Raw genomic sequence first — 22,551 nt, 5'->3', positions numbered from 1 at the left:
CGGTACAACTCTTGCTTGTAAGCACAACACAAAACCTGCGCAATGGGAGGCCCGAGTGGCAACGCACGTCGCACTGAACCACGTCACCCACTACCGGTATGACCGGCCGGTGAAACTCTCGCCGCAAGTGGTACGGCTCCGGCCCGCCCCACACTGCCGCACCCCCATTCTTTCGTATTCGCTGCGTATCGAGCCCGAGCAGCATTTCATCAACTGGCAGCAGGACCCGTTCGCCAACTATCTGGCCCGGCTGGTGATTCCCGAGCCCACGACCGGGTTCAAGATCACCGTCGACCTGGTGGTCGAGATGGCAGTCTACAACCCGTTCGACTTCTTCCTGGAACCCTACGCCGAGCGTTTCCCCTTCAGTTACGAGGCGGGCCTGGCGCACGAACTGGCGCCCTATATGGTCAAGGGCGAGCCGACGCCGCGCTTTGCCGCCTTCGTGGAGAGCATCCCGCGCACGCCGCAGGTCACCATCGATTTCCTGGTGGGCCTGAACCAGCGCCTGCAGGAGGACATCCGCTACCTGATCCGCATGGAGCCCGGCGTGCAGACGCCGGAGCAGACGCTGGAATCCGGCGCGGGCTCCTGCCGCGATTCGGGCTGGCTGCTGGTGCAGACGCTGCGCCACCTGGGTCTGGCGGCGCGCTTCGTATCCGGCTACCTGCTGCAACTGGCGCCCGACGTGAAATCCATCGACGGCCCCAGCGGCACCGAGGTGGACTTCACCGACCTGCACGCCTGGTGCGAGGTGTACCTGCCCGGCGCGGGCTGGGTCGGCCTGGATCCCACCTCCGGCCTGCTGGCCGGCGAGGGCCATATCCCGGTGGCGTGCACGCCCGAGCCCAGCAGCGCGGCGCCGGTCAGCGGCGCGGTGGACGAGAGCGAGGTGAGCTTTCACCACGAGATGTCGATCACCCGCATCTATGAATCGCCGCGGGTGACCAAGCCCTATACCGAGGAGCAGTGGCAGGCCGTGGCCGCCACCGGCGCCGAGGTCGATCGCTTGCTCAACGCGCAGGACGTGCGCCTGACCATGGGTGGCGAGCCTACCTTTGTCGCGGTCAGGGACCGCGACGGCGCGGAGTGGAACACGGACGCGCTCGGTCCCACCAAGCGCGCCTATGCCACCGAACTGGTGCATAAACTGCGCGGCCGATACGGCGAGGGTGGTTTCCTGCACTTCGGCCAGGGCAAGTGGTACCCCGGCGAGCAACTGCCGCGCTGGGCCTTGTCGATCTGCTGGCGCGCCGATGGCCAGCCTTGCTGGCAGGATCCGTCGCTGTTCGCCGACGAGCGCGAGCCGGGCGACTACACGGAGGCCGACGCGCAGCGTTTCCTCGACAGCCTGGCCGGCCGGCTCGGCCTCAATCCGGACTTTGTGCAGCCCGGCTATGAAGACACCTGGTATTACCTCTGGCGCGAGCGCCGGCTGCCGGTCAACGTCGACCCCATGGACGCGCGGCTGGACGACGAGATGGAGCGCATGCGCCTGCGCCGCGTGTTCGATGGCGGGCTGTCGCGGCCGACCGGCTACGTGCTGCCGCTGCGCCGCACCGGCGAGGAGGATGGCCCTGCCTTGTCCGGCCAGCGCTGGATCAGCGGACCGTGGTTCTTCCGCGACGACCGCATGTACCTGCTGCCCGGCGATTCGCCGATGGGCTATCGCCTGCCGCTCGATGCCCTGCCCTGGGTCAGCGAGGCGGACTACCCCTGGCAGTTCGACCAGGACCCGTTCGCGGTACGCTCGCCGCTACCCACCGGCGCACAGCTGCGCACGCAGTTGCCGGGCCTTGCCGGCTCGGGCGCCGAGACTGGCCAGGGTCACGGGATTCGCGCCAGCACCGCGGCTTTCCCGGCACCCGGCTCCGCGATGGCAAGGAGCGCAGTTGCCGGTGCCGGCAGGGCCGCGGGCATTGCCGTCGGTGCCGGCACGCCCGGCGGCCAGGCGGCCGACCTGGCGCGCGTGCCCGGACGCGGCGAATCCGCGGGCTGGATCACCCGCACCGCGCTCTGCGTGGAGGTGCGCCACCCCAGCCGCGCCGCGGGCCCCAAGGCCGAGAGCAAGGCTGCTGGCGACAAGCGCGGCATGCTCTATGTTTTCATGCCGCCGCTGACCGTGCTGGAGGATTACCTGGAACTGCTGGCGGCGGTGGAAGCCACCGCCGCCGGGCTGGGCGTGAAGATCGTGCTCGAAGGCTACCCGCCCCCGCGCGACGTGCGCCTGAAGGTGCTGCAGGTCACGCCCGATCCCGGCGTGATCGAGGTCAATATCCATCCCGCGGCCAACTGGGACGAACTGGTCGACCATACCGAGTTTCTCTACCAGGCCGCCCACGAAACCTACCTCAGCACCGAGAAGTTCATGCTCGACGGCCGCCACACCGGGACCGGCGGCGGCAACCACTTCGTGCTGGGCGGCGCCACGCCGGCCGACAGTCCCTTCCTGCGCCGCCCCGATGTGCTGTCCAGCCTGATCGCGTACTGGCACAACCATCCCTCGCTGTCCTACCTGTTCTCGGGCATGTTCATCGGCCCCACCAGCCAGGCGCCGCGTGTGGACGAGGCACGCAACGACCAGCTGTACGAACTCGAGATCGCCTTTGCCGAACTGCAGCACCAGCTCGACCGCCTGAGCGGCACGCAAGGGGCGGCGGGCGCCAATGGCGCGCACGTGCCGCCGTGGCTGGTCGACCGCGCGTTGCGCAATATCCTGATCGATGTCACCGGCAACACCCACCGCAGCGAGTTCTGCATCGACAAGCTCTACTCGCCCGACGGCCCTACCGGCCGGCTCGGCCTGCTGGAGCTGCGCGCGTTCGAGATGCCGCCGCACGGGCGCATGAGCCTGGTGCAGCAACTGCTGCTGCGCGCGCTGGTGGCACGCTTCTGGCGCGAGCCGTATCGCGCGCGGCTCACGCGCTGGGGCACCGAGTTGCACGACCGCTTCCTGCTGGGCACCTTCGTGCAGATGGATTTCGACGACGTGCTCGCCGAGATGCGCGAGGCGGGCTTCGCCTTCGACAACGCCTGGTTCGCCCCGCATTTCGAGTTCCGCTTCCCGCGCGTGGGCGAACTGGCGGCGGGCGGGCTGGCGCTGACGCTGCGCGCCGCGCTGGAGCCGTGGCACGTGATGGGCGAGGAGGGCAGCGCCGGCGGCACCGTGCGCTATGTGGATTCCTCGCTGGAACGCATCGAAGTGCGCGTGCTGGGCCTGAACGACAGCCGCCACGTGGTTACGGTCAACGGCCGCGCGGTGCCGCTGCAGCCCACCGGGCGCGTGGGCGAGTTCGTGGCGGGGGTGCGGTACCGGGCCTGGGCGCCGCCGTCCGCGCTCCATCCCACCATCGCGTCGCACGCGCCGCTGACTTTCGACGTGGTGGACACCTGGATGGGACGCAGCATCGGCGGATGCCAGTATCATGTTTCGCATCCGGGCGGGCGCAGCTACGAGACCTTCCCGGTCAATGCCTACGAGGCCGAAAGCCGGCGCCTGACACGCTTCTTCACACTCGGACACACACCGGGCGTGATGCGCGTGGAGGAACCCCGCCGCGGCCTCGAGTTTCCGTTCACGCTGGATTTGCGGCAACGCTGATCCGGCTCGCCCCCAAGCCGCGCCCCCGTGCCTCAACAGCCATCACTGCCTTTCGATGAATCCACCCCCGCGGCAGACGCGGTGATGCACCGCGCGCGGCCGGTGCCGCCCGGCCACCTTGACGAACTGGGCGCGTGCGGCGACGGGCTGCGCGCGCCGTGGGCGAGCTTCTTCCAGGTGCTGGGCGAGGAAGGCATCGACGGCCTCGACCAGCAGGCCGCCGCCATGGCGCGCCAGATCCGCGACAACGGCGTGACCTACAACGTGTACGCGGACAACGCCGACAAGGCTGGCGCACGCGCCTGGGCGCTGGACCTGCTGCCCTTCCTGGTCCCCGAGGACGACTGGGAGCGGATCGAGCGCGGCGTGATCCAGCGGGCCGAGCTGGCCAACGCCGTGGTGGCCGACATCTACGGGCCGCAGACCCTGCTGTCCAAGGGCTTGCTGCCGGCCGGCCTGGTCTTCGGCCATCCCGGCTACCTGCGCCCGCTCAAGGGCTACCAGCCGCCGGGCGGCAATTTCCTGCATATCGTCGCGGTGGACCTGGCGCATACCGTGGCGGGCGGCTGGACCGTCATGGCCCACCGCACGGAAACGCCTTCGGGCATGGGCTACGCGCTGGAAAACCGGCTGATCATCTCCAGCCTGTTCACCGATGCGTTCCGCGAGCTGCGCGTGCGGCGCCTGCCCGCCGCGTTCACGCAACTGGTGGCCACGCTGGCGCAGCAGCCCGCGGCGCAGCCACCCGCGCCCGAATCCGCTGCCGGCATGGCGGCGGCGGTCAGCAAGCACATCGTGCTGCTCACCCCGGGCCCCTATAACGAAACCTATTTCGAGCACACCTTCCTGGCCCGCTACCTCGGCATCACGCTGGTCGAGGGCAAGGACCTGACCGTGCGCAACGACGTGGTCTACCTGAAGACCCTGGCCGGGCTGGAACGCGTCGACGTGGTGCTGCGCCGCCTGGACGATGCCTATTGCGATCCGGTCGAGCTGCGGCAGGACTCCACGCTTGGCGTGCCCGGCTTGCTGCAGGCGATGCGCGCGGGCAATGTGCTGGTCTCCAACGCGCCCGGCTCGGGCTTCCTGGAAACGCCGGCCATCCACGGTTTCCTGCCCGCCATCGCCCGCGAACTGCTGGGCGAGCCGTTGCTGCTGCCCGGCGTGCCGAGCTGGTGGTGCGGCGAGGCCACCGCGCGCGCGGAAGCGCTCGCGCAATTCAGCGAAGCCTTCCTGATGCCGACCTATCCGCGCGGCATGGCGCAGCCGTGGGAAGGGCCACGGCTGGGCATGGAGCGCGGCCTGCAGCGGCTGGCCGACTGGCGCGAGCGCATCGAGCAGGTGCCCGATCTGTTCACCATCCAGGCCGATCTGCCGCTGTCGCACGCGCCGCGCTGGGAAGGCCCGCATATCGGCTCGCGCATGGCCATGCTGCGGGTCTACGCCATCGCCGACGGGCGCGGCGGCTGGCAGGTGATGCCGGGCGGCTTTACCCGGCTCGCGGGAGAAGGGCAGCCGGCGGTTTCGATGCAGCTCGGCGGGTCCAGCGTCGATACCTGGGTGCTGTCGAGCCAGCCGGCACAGCCGGTGCCGATGCCGCCGCCGTTCCCGATGGGCAGCACGGGCCTGGGGCCAGCCCCCAAGCCGCTGGCGGTATCGAGCCGCGCCGCCGAGAACCTGTTCTGGGCCGGCCGCTATGCCGAGCGTGCGGAGAACAATGTGCGCCTGTGCCGGCTAGTGCTGGGCTCGATCGAGAGCAGCGACGACCGCGACGACAGCGCGCTCGACGTGATCGGCGAACTGGTGCAGGCCTGCGGCCTGCTGCCGACCGGCGCCCCGCAGCCGCGGGCCTCGCTGCGCGTGTTCGAGCGCAGCCTGGTATCCGCGCTGGCGGAAGACGCCGGCTGGACCAGCGTGGGCCAGAACCTGGCCAGTCATGTGCATGCCGCCACCGAGATCCGCAACCGGCTGTCCAACGATCACTGGCGCACCATCCTGGCCGCGCGCAACGATTTCGGCGACGCGATGGCGGCCGCTTGTGGCGGCAGCCCGGGCGCGGCGGGCAGCGACGCCGGCTACTACGACCGGCCGCGCGTGCTGGCGGCGCTGGATCACCTGGGCATGCAGCTCGCCGCCATCAGCGGCGCCCAGGGCGACCGCATGACCCGGGATGAAGCCTGGCGCCTGCTGTTCATCGGCCGCCATATCGAACGCGTGGCCACGCTGTCGACCTTCCTGCAGGTGTTCGCGCACAACGGCGCGCTGCTGCACCGGACCTGCTTCGACCTGGTGCTGCACCTGTTCGACAGCACGCTGACCTTCCGCGCGCTCTATCCCGGCCGCTCCGATGTGCCGGCGCTGGTCGACCAGATCGTGATCGAGCCCACCAATCCGCGCGGGCTCTATGGCGTGCTGGCGCGGCTGCGCGTCAAGCTCGGCCAGGTCACGCCCCCGGCCAGTCCGGCAGGCACCGGGCGTTTGCCGCTGCCGCAGTTCCTGCCCACGGTGGAGACGCTGCCTGGCTGGGAGGCGCTATGCGAGCGTGATGCCGACGGGCAATACACCAATCTGGTGCAATTGTGCGGGCAACTGACGAGCATGATGGTGCAATTGTCCGACGAAATCAGTGCGCGCTACTTCAGCCATGCCGGCATGGCCGGGACGGGTGCCTGGGCCGGGGTGCAGCCATGACCGCGGCGATGAACGAGACGACCGCCGCCGCCGCCGTCGCGCCCGCGACACCCGCGCCGCGCGCCGCATCCGTGCTAACCGTCCACCACAAGACCATCTACGACTACACCGCGCCGGTGGAAAACGCCCAGCAGCGCGCCGTGGTGTTCCCGGTCACTTGCCCGTGGCAGGCGGTGCTCTCGCACAGCACGCTGATCGAGCCGGCGCCGTCGCATCAGCGTGCCGACACCGATGCCTTCGGCAACAACGTGCTGTACTTCACCATCGACGTGCCGCACGACTTCATGCAGCTCGCCTGCGAGAGCACGGTCAGCCTGACGCCGCGCTGGGAGGCGCTCGATCCCGCCGCCAGCATGCCGTGGGAAGCCGCCGTGGCAGCGCTGCGCTTTCGCGCCGGCCAGCCCTTCATGCCGCAGAGCGAGTTCTGCTTCGCCTCGCCCAACATAGCGCTGCATCCGGACCTCAAGGCCTACGCGCTGGCCAGCTTCGCGCCCGGCACGACAGTGGTGGCGGGCGCCATCGACCTGATGCACCGCATCCATGCCGACTTCGAATACCACGCCACCGCCACCGAGGTCGATACGCCGGCGCTGCAGGCCTTCGGCCTGCGCAGCGGCGTGTGCCAGGATTTCGCCCAGGTGATGATCGGCTGCCTGCGCTCGCTTGGCCTCGCCGCGCGCTATGTCAGCGGCTACTTGCGCACCGAACCGCCGCCCGGCCAGCCCAGGCTGATCGGCGCCGACGCCTCGCACGCGTGGCTGTCGGTCTACTGCCCGCTGGCCGGCTGGGTCGACCTCGATCCCACCAACGATGTGCTGGCCGACACCGGCCACGTCACGCTGGCATTCGGGCGCGACTACAGCGATGTCTCGCTGCTGCGCGGTGTCATCTTCGGCGGCGGCGCGCACGATGTCGAAGTGGAGGTCAGCGTGTTGCCGCTCGTGTAGCGACGCCGCAGCGGTCAGCGGCTGGCAAGCCAATTGCTTGTCGGTAGCCTGGGTTTGCCGAGAAAAGGGGGAATCATCATGCTAAGCCGCACCGCCGACCACCTGTTCTGGATGGCCCGCTACACCGAGCGTGCGGAGAACACCGCACGCATGCTCGACGTCAACTACCAGGCCTCAATGCTGCCGCAGTCGCCCGACGTGGCCCGGCAAGGCTGGCTGGCGATGCTCGATGTGACCGAACTCACGCCGGTATTTGCCGCGCATCACGGCGCGGTGGCGCACGGGGAGGTGATCGACTTCATGGTGCGGGACCTGAGCCATCCCGCGTCGATCATGTCGTGCCTGCGCGCCGCCCGCGAAAACGCCCGTGCGGTGCGCGGCGCGCTTACCACGCCGCTTTGGGAGACCATCAACACCACCTGGCTCGATGTGCAGCAGATGGTTGCCGACGGGATCCTGCGGCACGACCCGGCGCAGTTCTTCGAGTGGGTGAAGTTCCGCTCTCACCTTACGCGCGGCGTGGAAGCCGGGACCATGCTCAAGGACGAAGCCTATTGCTTCATGCGCCTGGGGACGTTCCTGGAACGGGCGGATAACACGGCCCGCATTCTCGATGTCAAGTTCCAGGCTACCGACCTGGGGCAGCAGCAGGACGACTTCTATCAGTGGGCTGCCGTATTGCGTTCGGTGTCGGGGCTGGAGATGTATCGCAAGGTTTATCGATCGGTGGTTACGCCGGAACGCGTGGCGGAGTTGCTGATCGTGCATCCGGATATGCCGCGGTCGCTGGCGGCGAGTTTGCGGGAGGTGGTTTCGTTGCTGGCGCAGGTCAGGAATGCGCAGTCAGTGGAGACGGAGAGGCGGGCGGGGAAGCTGCATGCCGAGCTTAAATTCACTCGGATCGAGGATATTTTTTCTGTTGGGATTCATGGGTGGCTTAGTGATTTTCTTCGCAGGATCCATGAGTTGGGGGGTGGGGTTAGTCGGGATTTTTTGATGAAGGGGGTGTAGGGGTAGGGGTAGGGGCAAACCATTGGCTTTTTTGTCGGTGCTTGGTCTTTGATTTGAGCGGTGTTGGCTCTTGCACCCAACAGCGTACGACATCCCCCTGCGGGGGACGCCGGTCACTCTTCTTTGCTTCGGCAAAGAAGACTAACGAGAAGAAAGCCGACCCTGCCGGGGGCAGAGCAATCGCGAGTGCGCAGGGTGCTGGTTTCGTCGTATGGCCAGCGGTTCTGCGGGCATCTGCCGGTACCGGTTTAAAGGGCCACGAATCTGCAAGTTTCCGGGATTCGTGGTGCGGCCCCCGGTAGGAGAATCCTTGGCCATTCGCCAATCTGCCGTTACCGGCGCGGGCCATCACGACACATCGCCCGTCAATGGTTTCGTGGTGGGGCGGGCGCGGTGGTCAAGGTCTTGGGCAAATCAACCCGGTGCCACCGCGCCCACGACGGAACCGGTGCGCCTGCAACTTCGTGGCCGGCCACTCCGCGAGCGACAGACGGCTTGAAGCAAGTGATGTGCGCTACCGGGGGCCTCACCGTCAATCCCGGATGCTGGCAGGTTCGTGGTCAGTCAAGCCGGTACCGGCAGAAGCCCGCCGGCACTTTGGGCCGTACGACGAAACCCCCGATATTCGAGAGCCTTATTGCTCTGCCCCCGGCAGGGTCGGCTTTCTTCTCGTTAGTCTTCTTTGCCGAGGCAAAGAAGAGTGACCGGCGTCCCCCGCAGGGGGATGTCGTACGCACTTGGGTGCAAGAGCCAACACCGCTCAAAAAACCCCTATCCCACCAACTCCCGATGCAAAGCCAAATACTCCAACGCCAGCTTATGCCGCGGATCCAGATGAATCATCGGCATCGCATGCTGATGCGACTCCCGGATCTTCACGGACGACGACAACCGTGAATTCAGCACCGGCAACCCCTCGCCAACCAGCTCCTCAACCAGTTGCAACGGCAGGCTGGCCCTCGGCTGGAACTGGTTGATCACAATACCCTCGACTTCGAGATCCGCATTGTGGTCATGCTGGATCTCCTTCACATTGTCGAGCAGCGTATAAAGCGCACGGCGCGAGAAGTCGTCGCAGTCGAACGGAATCAGGCAGCGCTCGACAGCGATCAACGCGGAGCGGGTGTAGAAATTCAAAGCCGGCGGCGTGTCGATGTAGATCGCGTCGTACACCGCTTCCAGCTCGATCAGCGCATCGCGCAGCTTGTAGATCTTGTAGCGGGATTCGAGCTTGCCGTGCAGCGCGTCGAGCTCGGGATGGGCGGGCATCACATCGAGGTTCTCGAACGGCGTGGCATGGATGAACGAGGTGACTTCCACCGGCTTGAAGCTGTACGTCAGCGCGGTGTTGAAGAAGTCTGCCACGGTCGGGGTGGCTTCCGCGGCCTGCGTGCCGAGCAGGTACTGGCTGGAGTTGCCTTGCGCATCCAGGTCGATGACCAGGGTGCGCAGGCCTTCGCTGGCACTGATGGCGGCCAGGTTGCAAACGATGGTCGACTTACCGACACCGCCCTTCTGATTGAATACGACGCGCCGCATTTGAGCCCTTGGATGTGAACGTGCCAAAGGGAAGAGGATACCCTAGCGCGGTGTCATTTCAGCGGCCAAATCGCGCGACAGGCTACGTCTGTATCAGCCGCTTCTGACGCGAGATACTCATCAGTATCCCGATCCCCATGCCCAGCGTCACCAGCGCCGTCCCGCCATAGCTCATCAACGGCAACGGCACCCCCACCACGGGCAGGATGCCGCTCACCATCCCCATGTTGACGAACGCGTAGGTGAAGAAGATCAGCGTGATCGCCCCCGCCAGCAGCCGCGAGAACAGCGTCGGCGCGTTGGCCGCGATATACAGCCCGCGGAAGATCAGCAGCAGGTACAGCACCAGCAGCACCGCATTGCCCACCAGGCCGAATTCCTCCGAGAAGACCGCGAAGATAAAGTCGGTGTGCTTTTCCGGGATGAACTCCAGGTGCGTCTGCGTGCCCTTCAGCCAGCCCTTGCCGAAGACGCCGCCGGAGCCGATGGCGATGATCGATTGGATGGTGTGGAAACCCTTGCCGAGCGGGTCGGTGGTGGGATCCAGCAGCGTGCAGATGCGGTGCTGCTGGTAGTCGTGCAGGATCGGCCAGTTCACGCCGGGGGCGCACATATCGTGCTCGAAGGTGACCAGCGCGGTGATGGCCACCACCACGATGGCAAGCAGCGGCAGGATGATCTTCCACGACAGGCCGGCGAAATAGATCACATAGAGGCCGGCGGCCATGACCAGCAGGCCGGTGCCGAGGTCGGGCTGCTTGGCGATCAGGCCAACGGGCACGAGCAGCAGCACCAGCGCCAGCACGAAATCGAACCACCTGACCGAGCCCTCCCGTTTCTGGAAGTACCACGCCAGCATCAGCGGCATGGCGATCTTCATGATCTCGGAGGGCTGGATCACCATGCCGACGTAGAGCCAGCGGCGCGCACCCTTGCGGATCAGGCCGAACATGGCCACCGCGACCAGCAGGGCCACGCCTACCGTGTAGAGCGGCACCGCCACCCGCATCAGCGTCTGGGTCGGCAGGTAAGCGATGGCCCACATCACCACATAGGACAGCAGGATGTTGCGCAACTGGTCCTCGACCCGCCCGGGCATGTCGATGGCGGCGGAGTAGAGCGCCACGATGCCGGTGGCGAACAGCAGGAAGACGATCAGCGCCAGCGGCTTGTCGAAGCCGGTGATGGCCGTCTTGATGAACGATAGGACGCGGCGGCGATCCATGGCGCGTCTCCTTCAGCGTGTAGCGTTGGCGTTGCCGCCGGCCGCGGCGGGCGCGGTTGCCGGCTTGGCGCGGGGTTTGGAACTGGCCGGCCCCACCACGGCCTGCGCGGCAGGGGCGGGGGCCGGAGCCGGGCGGCTGTGGCCAAGGGCCTGCGCCATGCGCTCGTCCAGCGTCTGTACCGCCGAGGCCGGCGCGATGGCGGCGGGGTCGATCACCGGCGCCTGCACGGCGGAAGCGGCCGTGGCGGCAGCACCGGCACGGGCTGCGACGCGCGCGGCCGGCGCGCTGGCGCCTTCGCTGGTGGCGGCGGCCTCGCTGGCGCCCATGACCGTGGCGCTGGCGATGCTGGCGGTGTGGCCGGTGGTGAACACGCTGGGCGTATCCACCGGCGGCTTGCCGCCGGCGCGCTCCGATGCGGGCGGGGCGATGTTCTCCAGCTCTGCCGGCCACTTGCCGAGCAGGTAGTAATCCATCACCTTGCGCGCGATCGGCGCGGCCACGGCGCCGCCGAAGCCGGCGTTTTCCACGATCATCGCCAGCGCGATCTTCGGGTTGTCCGCCGGGGCGAATGCCGTATAGAGCGCATGGTCGCGCTTGCGCTCGTCCAGCGCGTGGTGGTTGTACTTCTCGTTCTTGCCCATGGTGAAGGTCTGGGCGGTACCGGTCTTGCCGGCCGACTCGTAGGCTGCGCCGGCAAAGGCGCGCGCAGCCGTGCCCGAGTGCGTCACGCCGACCATGGCGCGCTTGATCACGTCGATATCGGCCTGCTTGAACGGCAGCCGGTAGCTTTCCTTGGGCACCGTGAGCTCGCGGTCGCGGGTTACGGAATCCTCCACCGCCTTGACCAGGTGGGGCTTCATCGCGGAGCCGTTGTTGACCAGGATGGCGGTGGCGTTGGCCAGCTGCAGGATGGTGAAGCTGTTGTAGCCCTGTCCGATGCCAAGGGAGATGGTTTCGCCGTCATACCACTTCCGCTGCTCGGGCTTGCGGTAGGCGCGCTGCTTCCATTCGGTCGACGGCAGGATGCCGCGGCTCTCGCCTTCGATGTCGATGCCGGTGATCTGGCCGAAGCCCAGCGGCTTCATGAAGTCATGAATGGCGTTGACGCCCATGTCGCGCGCCAGCATGTAGTAATAGGTATCGCACGACTGCACGATGGAGGCGTTCATGTCCACCCAGCCGTGGCCGCCCGGCTTGTCGTCGCGGAAGGTATGGTTGCCCAGCGTGAATGAGCCCGGATCGTGCATGCCCCAGGCTGCGGTGCGCTTGCCGGTGGTGAGCGCCGCCAGCGCCATGAACGGCTTGTAGGTCGAGCCGGGCGGGTAGGTGCCGCGCAGCGGACGGTTCAGCAGCGGCTTGTCGGGCGAGCCGTTGAGTTCGTTCCAGGTATTGGTGTCGATCCCTTCGACGAACAGGTTGGGGTCGTAGGTCGGCTTGGAAACAAAGGCCAGGATGTCGCCGGTGGCCGGCTCGATCGCCACCAGCGCGCCGCGCTTGTCGCCAAAGAGCGCCTCGGCCAGCTGCTGCAGGCGGATGTCGAGCGACAGGATCAGGTTGTTGCCGGGCGTGGCGGGGGAGGTGGACAGCGTGCGGATGGGGCGTCCGCCCGCGCTCACTTCCACTTCCTCGAAGCCGGTCAGGCCGTGCAGTTCGGTCTCGTAGCTCTGCTCGATGCCGATCTTGCCGATGTAGTTGGAGCCCTTGTAGTTGTCGGCGTCCTTGCGCGGATCGTACTTGGCGCCTTCGGCGCTGTTGGCCTCGTCCATGGCCTCGATGCGTTCCTGGTCGCGCTGCGAGATGCGGCCGAGGTAGCCGATCACGTGCGAGGCGGACTCGCCCATCGGGTACTGGCGGAACAGCCGCGCGCGCACGTCCACGCCGGGAAAGCGGAAGCGCTGCGCGGAGAAACGCGCCACTTCCTCGTCGGTGAGCTGGCTGCGGATCGGCAGGCTCTCGAAGCTGCGGGATTCTTCCATCAGCCGCTTGAAGCGGCGGCGGTCGCGCGGCTGGATGTCGATCAGCTGGGCTAGTTCCTCGATGGTGTTGTCGAGCGTGTCGGACAGCTTGGACGGCGTGATTTCCAGCGTGTAGGCGGAATAGTTGCGCGCCAGCACCACGCCGTTGCGGTCCATGATGATGCCGCGGTTGGGCTCGATCGGCGCCACCGAGATGCGGTTGTCCTCGGCCTTGGCCGAGTACTGGTCATGCTTGTACCACTGCAGCCAGAGAAAGCGCGTGAACAGCAGGCCGAAGCAGATCACGGCAAACAGGCCCGCCGCCGCTACGCGGATGCGGAAGCGGCCGAGCTCCTGTTCGACATTGCGTATTTCGGTCATGGTACTGCGTCAGCCTTGCGGTTTGCCGCGCACCCCAGGGGGCCGCGGCGGGACATCGGTTGGGGTAAAGCGTCAGATCGGCCGGGTTTCGTCCACGTCCGCGCTGCGGCGCTGCGGCGCCAGCAGCATGCCGGTGGCCAGCGGCCACAGCAGCGCCTCGATGCCCGGCGCCAGCAGCAGCTGCCAGCCGGGCAGCGGCGCGCCCATGGCCAGGCGGATCACCACCGGCACCGCGTGGGCGACGAACAGCAGCGGCAGCACGTGCAGCGCCTGGGTATAGACGGTGAACCACAGCACGCGCCGATGGATGGTGATGGCGAAGTACGCCAGCAGCGAGTAGGCCATGGCGTGCTCGCCCAGCAGGCGCGCATCGTGCACATCCATCAGCAGGCCGAGCGCGAACGCCACGCCCATGCCGACCTTGCGCGGCTGGTGGATGTTCCAGAACACCAGCACCAGCGCCACCATGTCGGGCACCCACAGCGTGGTGCCCCAGGGCATCAGGTTGAACAGGAAGGCCAGTACGAAACTCAGCGCGATAAACGCGGGGTTGACCGGGCGCAGCAGGTATTGGGGATTGGTCAACGCTTGACCTCCTTGGCGGCGGCGGGCTTGTCCGCGGGTTTTTCCGCCGCCTTGTCGGCAGGTTTGTCGGCTGGCTTTGCGGCGGGCTTCGCCGCCGGCTTGGCGTCGGCGCGTTCGGCGTCCTTCACGCCCGGCCGGTCGGCCCTGACGATCCTGGCTTCCTTGGCGTCGCGCGGGCCGTCGATGGATTCGCGCGGCGGCAGCTGGGCTTCGTAGCGGATCACCAGCAGCTGGCGGTGCGAGCGCACCCCGGCCACCGGCTCGCAGTACACACGCGAGAAGGCGGTATCCGCCTTGCGCTCGATCTGCACGATCCGGGCAACCGGCAGGCCGGGCGGGTAGGTGCCGTCCAGGCCCGAGGTGACCAGCAGGTCGCCCTGCTGCAGGTCGGCCGAGGCGGCCATGAAGCGCAGGTCCAGCAGGCCGGCGCGGGCGCCGCCGAAGGCTACGCTGCGCAGGCCGTTGCGCACGACCTGCACCGGAATGGCCTGTTCCTTGTCGGTCAGGAGCGTGACTTCGGACTGGAACGGCGACACGCGCGTCACCTGGCCGATCACGCCGCGTTCGTCGATCACCGGATAGCCCGCGCGCAGGCCGTGCTGGCTGCCGCGGTCGATCACGATGCGCTGGCTGTAGGGGTCGCGGGCGTCGTACAGGATCTCGGCCGACGTCACCGGCGTGGCCGACTGCTGCACCAGGCCGAGCAGCTTGCGCAACTGATTGTTCTCGGCTTCGAGCTGGGACTGGCGCACCGAGCCCTCGGCCTCGGCCACCATGCGGCGCCTGAGTTCGCGGTTCTCGCTGGCCAGGGCGGCCGCTGACTGGGCGTAGTCGAAGGTGGCGCGCAGTGCATCGCGCGGCACCAGCACGGTGCGCTCGACCGGCATCAGCACGGTGGCGGCAACCTGGCGCACCACGCGCAGGGCGTCAAAGCGCGCATCGACGATGAGCAGCGCCAGCGCGATCGTCACATAGAAGACGAGGCGCGCGACGGCGGAAGTGCCCTGCTTGAAGAGCGGCGGCGGAGTGTAATCCATTTACCCGTGCGCTGGCAGAAAGGTCTCCCGGTCCCGTAGGCACGACAGCGCCGCGGCGCGCCAGCCAGCGTGGCTGGGGCGTCGCGGCGCGGTGTGTTGCACGGGCTCGGGCCGGGTCGGGAGGGTGGCGCGGCACGGCGCGGCCCCGACCAGGTAGTCCGGCAGGCCGCGTCGCGCCACGAGCGATTCCTCTGCTGATTCTTTATTCGTAAGAGAAGATGCTGCCCAGCTTGTCCATGCGTTCGAGCGCCATGCCGGAGCCGCGCACCACGCAGGTCAGCGGGTCTTCGGCAACCAGCACCGGCAGGCCGGTTTCCTCGGCCAGCAGGCGATCCAGGTCGCGCAGCAGCGCGCCGCCGCCGGTCAGCATCATGCCGCGCTCGGCGATGTCGGCGCCGAGTTCCGGCGGGGTCTGTTCGAGCGCGATCTTGACTGCCGACACGATCTGGTTGAGCGGATCGGTCAGGGCTTCCAGGATCTCGTTGGAGGACACCGTGAAGGCGCGCGGGATGCCTTCGGACAGGTTGCGGCCCTTGACTTCCATTTCGCGGACTTCGGAGCCGGGGAAGGCCGAACCGATGGCCTTCTTGATGGCTTCGGCGGTCTGCTCGCCGATCAGCATGCCGTAGTTGCGGCGGATGTAGTTGACGATGGCTTCGTCGAACTTGTCGCCGCCCACGCGCACCGAACCCTTGTAGACCATGCCGCCCAGCGAGATGATGCCCACCTCGGTGGTGCCGCCGCCGATATCCACCACCATCGAGCCGGACGGCTCCGACACGGGCAGGCCGGCGCCGATCGCGGCCGACATCGGCTCCTCGATCAGGTACACCTGGCTGGCGCCGGCGCCCAGCGCCGATTCGCGGATGGCGCGGCGCTCGACCTGGGTCGAGCCGCACGGCACGCAGATGATGATGCGCGGCGAGGGACGCAGCAGCTTGGTGTCGTGCACCATCTTGATGAACTGCTTGAGCATCTGCTCGGTGACGGTGAAGTCGGCGATCACGCCGTCTTTCATCGGGCGGATGGCCTCGATGTTGCCCGGCACCTTGCCCAGCATCTGCTTGGCTTCCTTGCCGACCGCCTGGATGGTTTTCTTGGCGTTGGGCCCGCCTTCCTGGCGAATCGCGACGACGGACGGCTCGTCAAGGACGATGCCCTTGTCGCGCATATAGATCAGGGTGTTGGCGGTGCCGAGGTCGATCGCGAGATCGTTCGAAAAGTAGCTGCGGAGAAATCCGAACATCAGGAATCCTGTTTTCTGGTGGTTCGCGAGTATGCGAAGTGGCCGGCGCCGCTGCGGGGCCAGCCACGATATTCATAGCGACGGGTAGTATTAAGGCCCCCGGTCGTTCGGTGGGGCCGGCGCCGTTGCCAGCCTGCCACAGGGGGCGTGCTGTCAGGGCCGGGGCCGCCAACCAAGGCCGTCTCGCCGGGTGGCGGAAACGACCTGTACGGGTACCTTTGATTAGACCACGCGCGAAAGTTCGGTGGAACGGCACCGCAATTACAATTTAATTGCTGGCGGGGGCGGTCTAATCGGAGGAACCTGTCTGTATCCCTTGCCTGCCTTCGGCATCGCACCGCCGGCTGGTGGCCTGGCGATGTGGCCAATGCTGCGATCCGTGGGTCCGGGGGACCGTAGGGTGACCCACAAAGCTCCGCGGCACGCGGTTTTGCACCAATGTGCACCAATGTGACGAAGGCGCTGCCAAAGGATGGCAACGCGCAATGATACCTTATAATTCCCCCTGTTTCGGGGGCTTCTACCCCGAAAAAACCTGTAACTTTGACGATTCCCGGGCGCTCCCGGCAGCACTCGCCGGCCCGCCCCGGCCGCGCCCGCATCGCCTTTCGCACCGACCCCAAGCCATGGCTCTCGACCTATCCGACGTCAAGCGCATCGCCCACCTTGCCCGCATCGAAATCAACGATGCCGAGGCCGGGCAGACGCTTGTGCAGCTCAATCAATTCTTCTCCCTGGTCGAACAGATGCAGGCGGTCGATACCACCGGCATCGTGCCGCTGGCCCACCCGCTGTCCGCGGTGCGCGAGATGTCGCAGCGGTTGCGCGACGACGCCGTGACCGAGCCCAACCGCCGCGAGGACTACCAGCGTCCCGCGCCGGCCACCGAAGGCGGCCTCTACCTGGTGCCCAAGGTCATCGAATAAAGGTCATCGAACACCGGCCCTCGAACCAGCGGCTGCGCCGCGCCGCCGCCAGGCGGCGCCGGCAGCCATCACCTGCCAAGCCAAACCGACCGACATGTCCTTTTCCGCATCTACCGTGACCTCCCTGCGCGAGCTCTCCGACGCGCTGGCGGCACGCACCGTCTCCGCCGAAGAACTGGCGCGCGATTACCTGGCCCGCATCGAGCAGGCCAGCGCGCTCAACGCCTTTGTCGACGTCAACCCCGAACTCACGCTGGCGCAGGCCCGCGCCGCCGACGAGCGCCGCGCGCGCGGCGAAGCCGGCCTGCTGACCGGCGTGCCGATCGCCCACAAGGACGTGTTCGTCACGCGTGGCTGGCGCGCAACAGCGGGCTCGCGCATGCTCGCCGACTATGAAAGCCCGTTCGACGCCTCCGTGGTCGAGCGCCTGGCCGCCGCCGGCATGGTCACGCTGGGCAAGACCAATATGGACGAGTTCGCGATGGGCTCGTCCAACGAGAACTCGCACTTCGGCCCGGTGAAGAACCCCTGGGATGCCAGCCGCGTGCCGGGCGGCTCCTCGGGCGGCTCGGCCGCCGCCGTGGCAGCCGGGCTCGCGCCCGCCGCCACCGGCACCGACACCGGCGGCTCGATCCGCCAGCCGGCCTCGTTCTCGGGTATTACCGGCATCAAGCCCACCTATGGCCGCGTGTCGCGCTACGGCATGATCGCTTTCGCCTCCTCGCTCGACCAGGGCGGCCCGATGGCACATACCGCCGAGGACTGCGCCATGCTGCTGGGCGCCATGGCCGGCTTCGACGAGCGCGACTCGACCAGCCTCGCGCCCGCCCAGGGTGGTGTCGACGAGGACTACACGCGCCTGCTGGGCAAGCCGCGCACCGGCGCCAGCGTTGAGAGGCCACTGTCCGGGCTGCGCATCGGCCTGCCCACCGAGTATTTCGGCAAGGGGCTGTCGGCAGACGTGGAACAGGCCGTGCGCGCCGCGCTCGCCGAGTACGAGAAGCTGGGCGCCACGCTGGTCGAGGTGTCGCTGCCCAAGACCGAGCTGTCGATCCCCGTGTACTACGTGATCGCGCCGGCCGAGGCCTCGTCCAACCTGTCGCGTTTCGACGGCGTGCGCTACGGCCATCGCGCCGCCGAGTACCGCGACCTGATGGACATGTACAAGAAGACCCGCGCCGAAGGCTTCGGCCCCGAGGTCAAGCGCCGCATCATGGTGGGCGCCTATGTGCTGTCGCATGGCTACTACGACGCCTACTACCTGCAGGCGCAGAAGATCCGCCGCATCATCGCCGACGATTTCCAGCGCGCCTTTACCCAGTGCGACGTGATCATGGGTCCGGTGGCGCCCACGGTAGCCTGGAAGCTGGGCGAGAAGAGCGCCGACCCGGTGCAGATGTACCTGGCCGACATCTTCACGCTGTCGACCAGCCTGGCCGGCCTGCCCGGCATGAGCGTGCCCTGCGGGCTGGGCGAGGGCGGCATGCCGGTTGGCCTGCAACTGATCGGCAACTACTTCGGCGAAGCCGAACTGCTGCAGACGGCGCACGCTTTCCAGCAGGCAACGGACTGGCACCTGCGCCGGCCTGCCAAGGCATGATCGCGCGGCGCTGGCTGGTCCGGCTCGCACTCGGCATCGGGCTGGCCGCCGCACTGGCGGCCTGCATCCCGCTGCCGCGCTTCGGCGGCGGGCCCACCCCGATCGCCAGCCGCGACATCGACCTTGCCGGCGATTGCCGCCGCACCGAGGAAGACGGCTTCCGCGAGGATGCCCAGCTGCGCGTGGCGGACAACAGCGTGCAGCAGTTGTCGTGGAAGCTGTGGGTGGGCAAGCGCGGTTCGTGCAGCTTCAACCTGGCCGAATTCCGCCAGACGCAGAAGAAGCCGCATATCGAGTTGCGCGCCAACGACGGCAGCGCCTGCAAGCTGATGGTCTGGCAGGATCCGCGCCGGGTCACGCTGGCCCACGCCAATTGCGAGGCACGGTGCTCGCCGGGCATCTACGAGGAAGCCTGGCCGGTGATGTTCGAACCCGGCACTGGCGGCTGTGCACAGACCCGATGAATCCGATGCACCCGCTCAGCGCCCTGTCCGGACTCGCCGCCCGCCTGCGGGATTTTTGCCTTGGCGCGTGCGCCCTGGTGCTGGCAAGCCACGGCGCGCTCGCGCATGCCTTCGTGCCGGAGGCCGGCATGCACGCCATGCCGCCGGCGCGGACGGTGCATTTTCCCGATGCCGACAAGGGCAATGCGCTCAGCGCCCACTGGTTCTTGCCGCAGCGCGGCGCGCTGGCGTCGGCGCAGGCATTGCCGGTGGTCATTGCGTTGCATGGCTGCGCCGGGCTCTACCAGAACGGCGGCGCGGATGCCGCGGCGCTGCAGGAGCGCTACCGGGAATACGTGCAATGGCTCTCCGCGCGCGGCTACGCCGTGTTGCTGCCCGACAGCTTCGGTCCGCGCGGCAAGCCGCAGGGCATCTGCACCGAAGCGCTGGCCGGGCGCGACATCGACGACGAAACGCGGCGCGGCGATGTCCTGGCGGCGCTGCGCTGGCTCGCGCGGCAGCCCGGCATCGACACGGCGCGCATTGTGCTGCTGGGCTGGTCCAACGGCGCGCAGGCGGTGCTCAGCACCATCGACGCCAGCCGCGACTGGCCGGCGGGCGCGCCGGCAATCGAGCGCGCCGTGGCCTTTTATCCTGGCTGCAAGCGCGCCGTGCAACGGCATGAATACCGCCTGCGCACGCCCTTGCTGCTGATGACCGGCGGCGCCGACGACTGGACCCCCGCCACCCGCTGCGCCATGTTGCGCGAGGCGGTCACGGCGCGCCAGCCCGATGCGCGCTTCCGGCTGGAGATCTACCCTGGCGCGTATCACGGCTTTGACGGCACCAGCGAACTGCGGGTGCGGCGCGATGTGCCCAACGGCGCGCGTCCCGGCCTGGGCGTGACCGAGGGCGGCGACCCGGTCGCGCGCGGCGCGGCGCTGGCGCAACTGGATTCGTGGCTGGCCAGCCCGAATCCGTGAGATGAATACCGGCATGGCGCCGCGGTCGGATGCGAAATGCGCGCGCGATGCCGATGAACACGTAGCAGACGTAGCAAACACGTAGCAACACATACAGCACACGAACAGGAATACCGCCATGCAATGGGAAGTGGTGATCGGCCTCGAGACGCACACGCAGTTGTCGACGGCCTCCAAGATTTTTTCCGGTACCTCCACCGCCTTCGGCGCGGCGCCGAACACGCAGGCCTCGCCGGTCGACCTGGCGCTGCCCGGCGTGTTGCCGGTGCTCAACCGCGGCGCGGTCGAGCGCGCCATCGAGTTCGGGCTGGCGATCGGCGCCACCATCGCGCCGCGCAGCATCTTCGCGCGCAAGAACTACTTCTACCCCGACCTGCCCAAGGGCTACCAGATCAGCCAGTACGAGATCCCGGTGGTGCAGGGCGGCAGCATCAGCATCCAGGTCGAAGGCAAGAAGGGCGAGACCTACGAGAAGACCGTGCAGCTCACGCGCGCCCACCTCGAGGAAGACGCCGGCAAGTCGCTGCACGAGGATTTCGCCGGCATGACCGGCATCGACCTGAACCGCGCCGGCACGCCGCTGCTGGAGATCGTTACCGAGCCCGACATGCGCAGCTCGGCCGAGGCCGTGGCCTACGCCAAGGCCCTGCACGCGCTGGTGATGTGGCTGGGCATCTGCGACGGCAATATGCAGGAAGGCAGCTTCCGCTGCGACGCCAACGTGTCGGTGCGCCCCTACGGCAGCCCCACGCTGGGCACGCGCCGCGAGATCAAGAACCTGAATTCGTTCCGCTTCCTGCAGCAGGCCATCGACTACGAAGTCCAGTGGCAGATCGCCGAGATCGAGGACGGCCGCGCCATCCAGCAGGCCACCGTGCTGTTCGATCCGGACACCGGCGAGACGCGCGCGATGCGCACCAAGGAAGATGCGCACGATTACCGCTACTTCCCCGACCCCGACCTGCTGCCGCTGGAGATCGACGCGGCCTGGATCGAGCGGGTGAAGGCCGCGCTGCCAGAACTGCCGGTGGCCATGCAGGCGCGCCTGGTGTCGCAATATGGCTTGTCCGCCTATGACGCCAGCGTGCTGACCGCGTCCAAGGCACTGGCTAGCTACTTCGAGGCCGTGGTCGCCGAAGCCGGTGCGGCCAATGCCAAGCCCGCTGCCAACTGGCTGATGGGCGATGTGTCGTCGCTGCTCAACCGCGAAGGCATTGCGCTGGAAGCGGCCCCGGTCAAGCCGGCGCAGTTGGCCAGGCTGCTGGTGCGCATTGCCGATGGCACGGTGTCGAACAACACTGCCAAGAAGGATGTCTTCCCGGCCATGTGGGCGGGGGACGAGGGCGGTGACGCCGACGCCATCATCGCGGCCAAGGGGCTGAAGCAGATGTCCGACTCAGGTGAGTTGGAAAAGATCATCGATGATGTGCTGGCGGCCAATGCGAAGTCTGTCGACGAGTTCCGGGCTGGCAAGGAGAAGGCGTTTAATGCGCTGGTGGGGCAGGCTATGAAGGCTACCAAGGGGAAGGGGAATCCGGCGCAGGTTAATGAGTTGTTGAAGAAGAAGTTGGGGGCGTAAGGCGGCTTTTTTTGGGGGGGGCTTGCTGGCTCCTTCGCGGTTTCTTTTTGCGGTGTTGGCTCTTGCACCCAAGTGCGTACGACATCCCCCTGCGGGGGACGCCGGTCACTCTTCTTTGCCTCGGCAAAGAAGACTAACGAGAAGAAAGCCGACCCTGCCGGGGGCAGAGCAATCGGGCTTGTAGGCCTCGGTGATTGCGTCGTACGGCCCTGAGTGTTGCCTAGCGTGTCCAACCGGCTTGCAGGACATCGCATTGGCCTGCCCCATGGGTTTCGTGGTGGGGCCCCTGACCTCGTATGCGGTGACCATTCCCACATCTGCCGTTCGCGGCGCGAGTGGCTGCGCCGTTTCGAGTGTGGCTGGTTTCGTGGTTTTGTCTCGGAGAGCAGGCGCGGTGATGTTCGAGCGTGACCCTCGCGAACCGGGCCATGGTGCCCACCACGAAACCAAGGGCGTTGGTAGCAAGGTGCCGCTCGCGCCGGTAGGCAGGGCATCAAATGGCTGGGCGGCCACCGCTAGAGACAAAACCACGAAACCACCAATGCAGGCAGGATCGCGGTCCTTCGCGCCGCGAACGGCAGATGTGGGAAGAGGCACCGAGCAAAGCGATCAGGGGCCGCACCACGAAACCCATGGGTCAGGCCATTGCGCTGCCCTGCAAGCCGGTAACGGCAGATACCAGCAGAACCGCTGCCCATACGACGAAACCAGCACCCTGCGCACCCGCGATTGCTCTGCCCCCGGCAGGGTCGGCTTTCTTCTCGTTAGTCTTCTTTGCCGAGGCAAAGAAGAGTGACCGGC

General features: G+C 67.4%; 15 protein-coding genes. 9 read left to right on the top strand and 6 right to left on the bottom strand.

Going from position 1 to position 22,551, the window contains the following annotated elements; translation table 11 throughout:
- Nucleotides 1-55: 55 nt before the first annotated feature.
- From AC1DS6_RS32725 to AC1DS6_RS32710, 4 genes are all read left to right on the top strand, one after another.
- Nucleotides 56-3,601, top strand: coding sequence for a transglutaminase family protein (locus AC1DS6_RS32725; protein ID WP_441631036.1), 3,546 nt, complete (start codon nucleotides 56-58; stop codon nucleotides 3,599-3,601).
- A gap of 27 nt (nucleotides 3,602-3,628) precedes the next feature.
- Nucleotides 3,629-6,292 (top strand): circularly permuted type 2 ATP-grasp protein, encoded by a 2,664-nt coding sequence (locus tag AC1DS6_RS32720; protein ID WP_441631038.1) that lies wholly within the window; start codon nucleotides 3,629-3,631, stop codon nucleotides 6,290-6,292.
- Between the two features lie 8 nt (nucleotides 6,293-6,300).
- On the top strand, nucleotides 6,301-7,239 hold the full coding sequence (locus AC1DS6_RS32715; RefSeq protein WP_441631040.1) for a transglutaminase family protein: 939 nt from the start codon (nucleotides 6,301-6,303) through the stop codon (nucleotides 7,237-7,239).
- Between the two features lie 78 nt (nucleotides 7,240-7,317).
- The gene (locus AC1DS6_RS32710) at nucleotides 7,318-8,250 is read left to right on the top strand and encodes an alpha-E domain-containing protein (protein WP_441631042.1); all 933 of its coding nucleotides are present in this window, start codon (nucleotides 7,318-7,320) and stop codon (nucleotides 8,248-8,250) included.
- A gap of 771 nt (nucleotides 8,251-9,021) precedes the next feature.
- On the opposite strand, the gene AC1DS6_RS32705 is transcribed toward AC1DS6_RS32710, so the two are convergent.
- The 6 genes from AC1DS6_RS32705 to AC1DS6_RS32680 form a co-directional block, all read right to left on the bottom strand.
- On the bottom strand, nucleotides 9,022-9,789 hold the full coding sequence (locus tag AC1DS6_RS32705) for a ParA family protein (RefSeq protein ID WP_035859677.1): 768 nt from the start codon (nucleotides 9,787-9,789) through the stop codon (nucleotides 9,022-9,024).
- An 82-nt stretch (nucleotides 9,790-9,871) separates the two neighbouring features.
- Nucleotides 9,872-11,014, bottom strand: a complete 1,143-nt coding sequence (rodA, locus tag AC1DS6_RS32700) for a rod shape-determining protein RodA (RefSeq protein ID WP_441631045.1) — start codon at nucleotides 11,012-11,014, stop codon at nucleotides 9,872-9,874.
- Between the two features lie 12 nt (nucleotides 11,015-11,026).
- Nucleotides 11,027-13,351, bottom strand: coding sequence for a penicillin-binding protein 2 (gene mrdA, locus AC1DS6_RS32695; protein ID WP_477103967.1), 2,325 nt, complete (start codon nucleotides 13,349-13,351; stop codon nucleotides 11,027-11,029).
- Between the two features lie 72 nt (nucleotides 13,352-13,423).
- Entirely contained in the window at nucleotides 13,424-13,936 is a 513-nt protein-coding gene (gene mreD / locus AC1DS6_RS32690; RefSeq protein ID WP_035859668.1) for a rod shape-determining protein MreD, read from the bottom strand.
- Complete coding sequence (mreC, locus tag AC1DS6_RS32685) at nucleotides 13,933-14,973, bottom strand: rod shape-determining protein MreC (RefSeq protein ID WP_045238331.1); 1,041 nt, start codon at nucleotides 14,971-14,973, stop codon at nucleotides 13,933-13,935. The genes mreD and mreC overlap by 4 nt, the downstream gene beginning before the upstream one ends.
- A 202-nt stretch (nucleotides 14,974-15,175) precedes the next feature.
- On the bottom strand, nucleotides 15,176-16,219 hold the full coding sequence (locus AC1DS6_RS32680; RefSeq protein ID WP_035859663.1) for a rod shape-determining protein: 1,044 nt from the start codon (nucleotides 16,217-16,219) through the stop codon (nucleotides 15,176-15,178).
- Between the two features lie 626 nt (nucleotides 16,220-16,845).
- Between AC1DS6_RS32680 and gatC the strand changes: the two genes are divergently transcribed.
- From gatC to gatB, 5 genes are all read left to right on the top strand, one after another.
- Nucleotides 16,846-17,145, top strand: a complete 300-nt coding sequence (gene gatC / locus AC1DS6_RS32675; protein WP_441636968.1) for an Asp-tRNA(Asn)/Glu-tRNA(Gln) amidotransferase subunit GatC — start codon at nucleotides 16,846-16,848, stop codon at nucleotides 17,143-17,145.
- Between the two features lie 94 nt (nucleotides 17,146-17,239).
- Nucleotides 17,240-18,745: an Asp-tRNA(Asn)/Glu-tRNA(Gln) amidotransferase subunit GatA gene (gene gatA / locus AC1DS6_RS32670; protein WP_441636966.1), complete on the top strand. Its 1,506-nt coding sequence runs from the start codon at nucleotides 17,240-17,242 to the stop codon at nucleotides 18,743-18,745.
- Nucleotides 18,742-19,209, top strand: coding sequence for a hypothetical protein (locus tag AC1DS6_RS32665; protein ID WP_441636964.1), 468 nt, complete (start codon nucleotides 18,742-18,744; stop codon nucleotides 19,207-19,209). The genes gatA and AC1DS6_RS32665 overlap by 4 nt, the downstream gene beginning before the upstream one ends.
- Nucleotides 19,210-19,214: 5 nt before the next feature.
- Nucleotides 19,215-20,171: a dienelactone hydrolase family protein gene (locus tag AC1DS6_RS32660; RefSeq protein ID WP_477103969.1), complete on the top strand. Its 957-nt coding sequence runs from the start codon at nucleotides 19,215-19,217 to the stop codon at nucleotides 20,169-20,171.
- A gap of 118 nt (nucleotides 20,172-20,289) precedes the next feature.
- Complete coding sequence (gatB, locus tag AC1DS6_RS32655; RefSeq protein WP_441636962.1) at nucleotides 20,290-21,750, top strand: Asp-tRNA(Asn)/Glu-tRNA(Gln) amidotransferase subunit GatB; 1,461 nt, start codon at nucleotides 20,290-20,292, stop codon at nucleotides 21,748-21,750.
- Nucleotides 21,751-22,551 lie beyond the last annotated feature (801 nt).

The organism is Cupriavidus sp. 05L310 (assembly GCF_056398185.1).
Note: the sequence above shows the minus strand (reverse complement) of the source record. Positions and strands in the feature narration are given on the sequence as shown.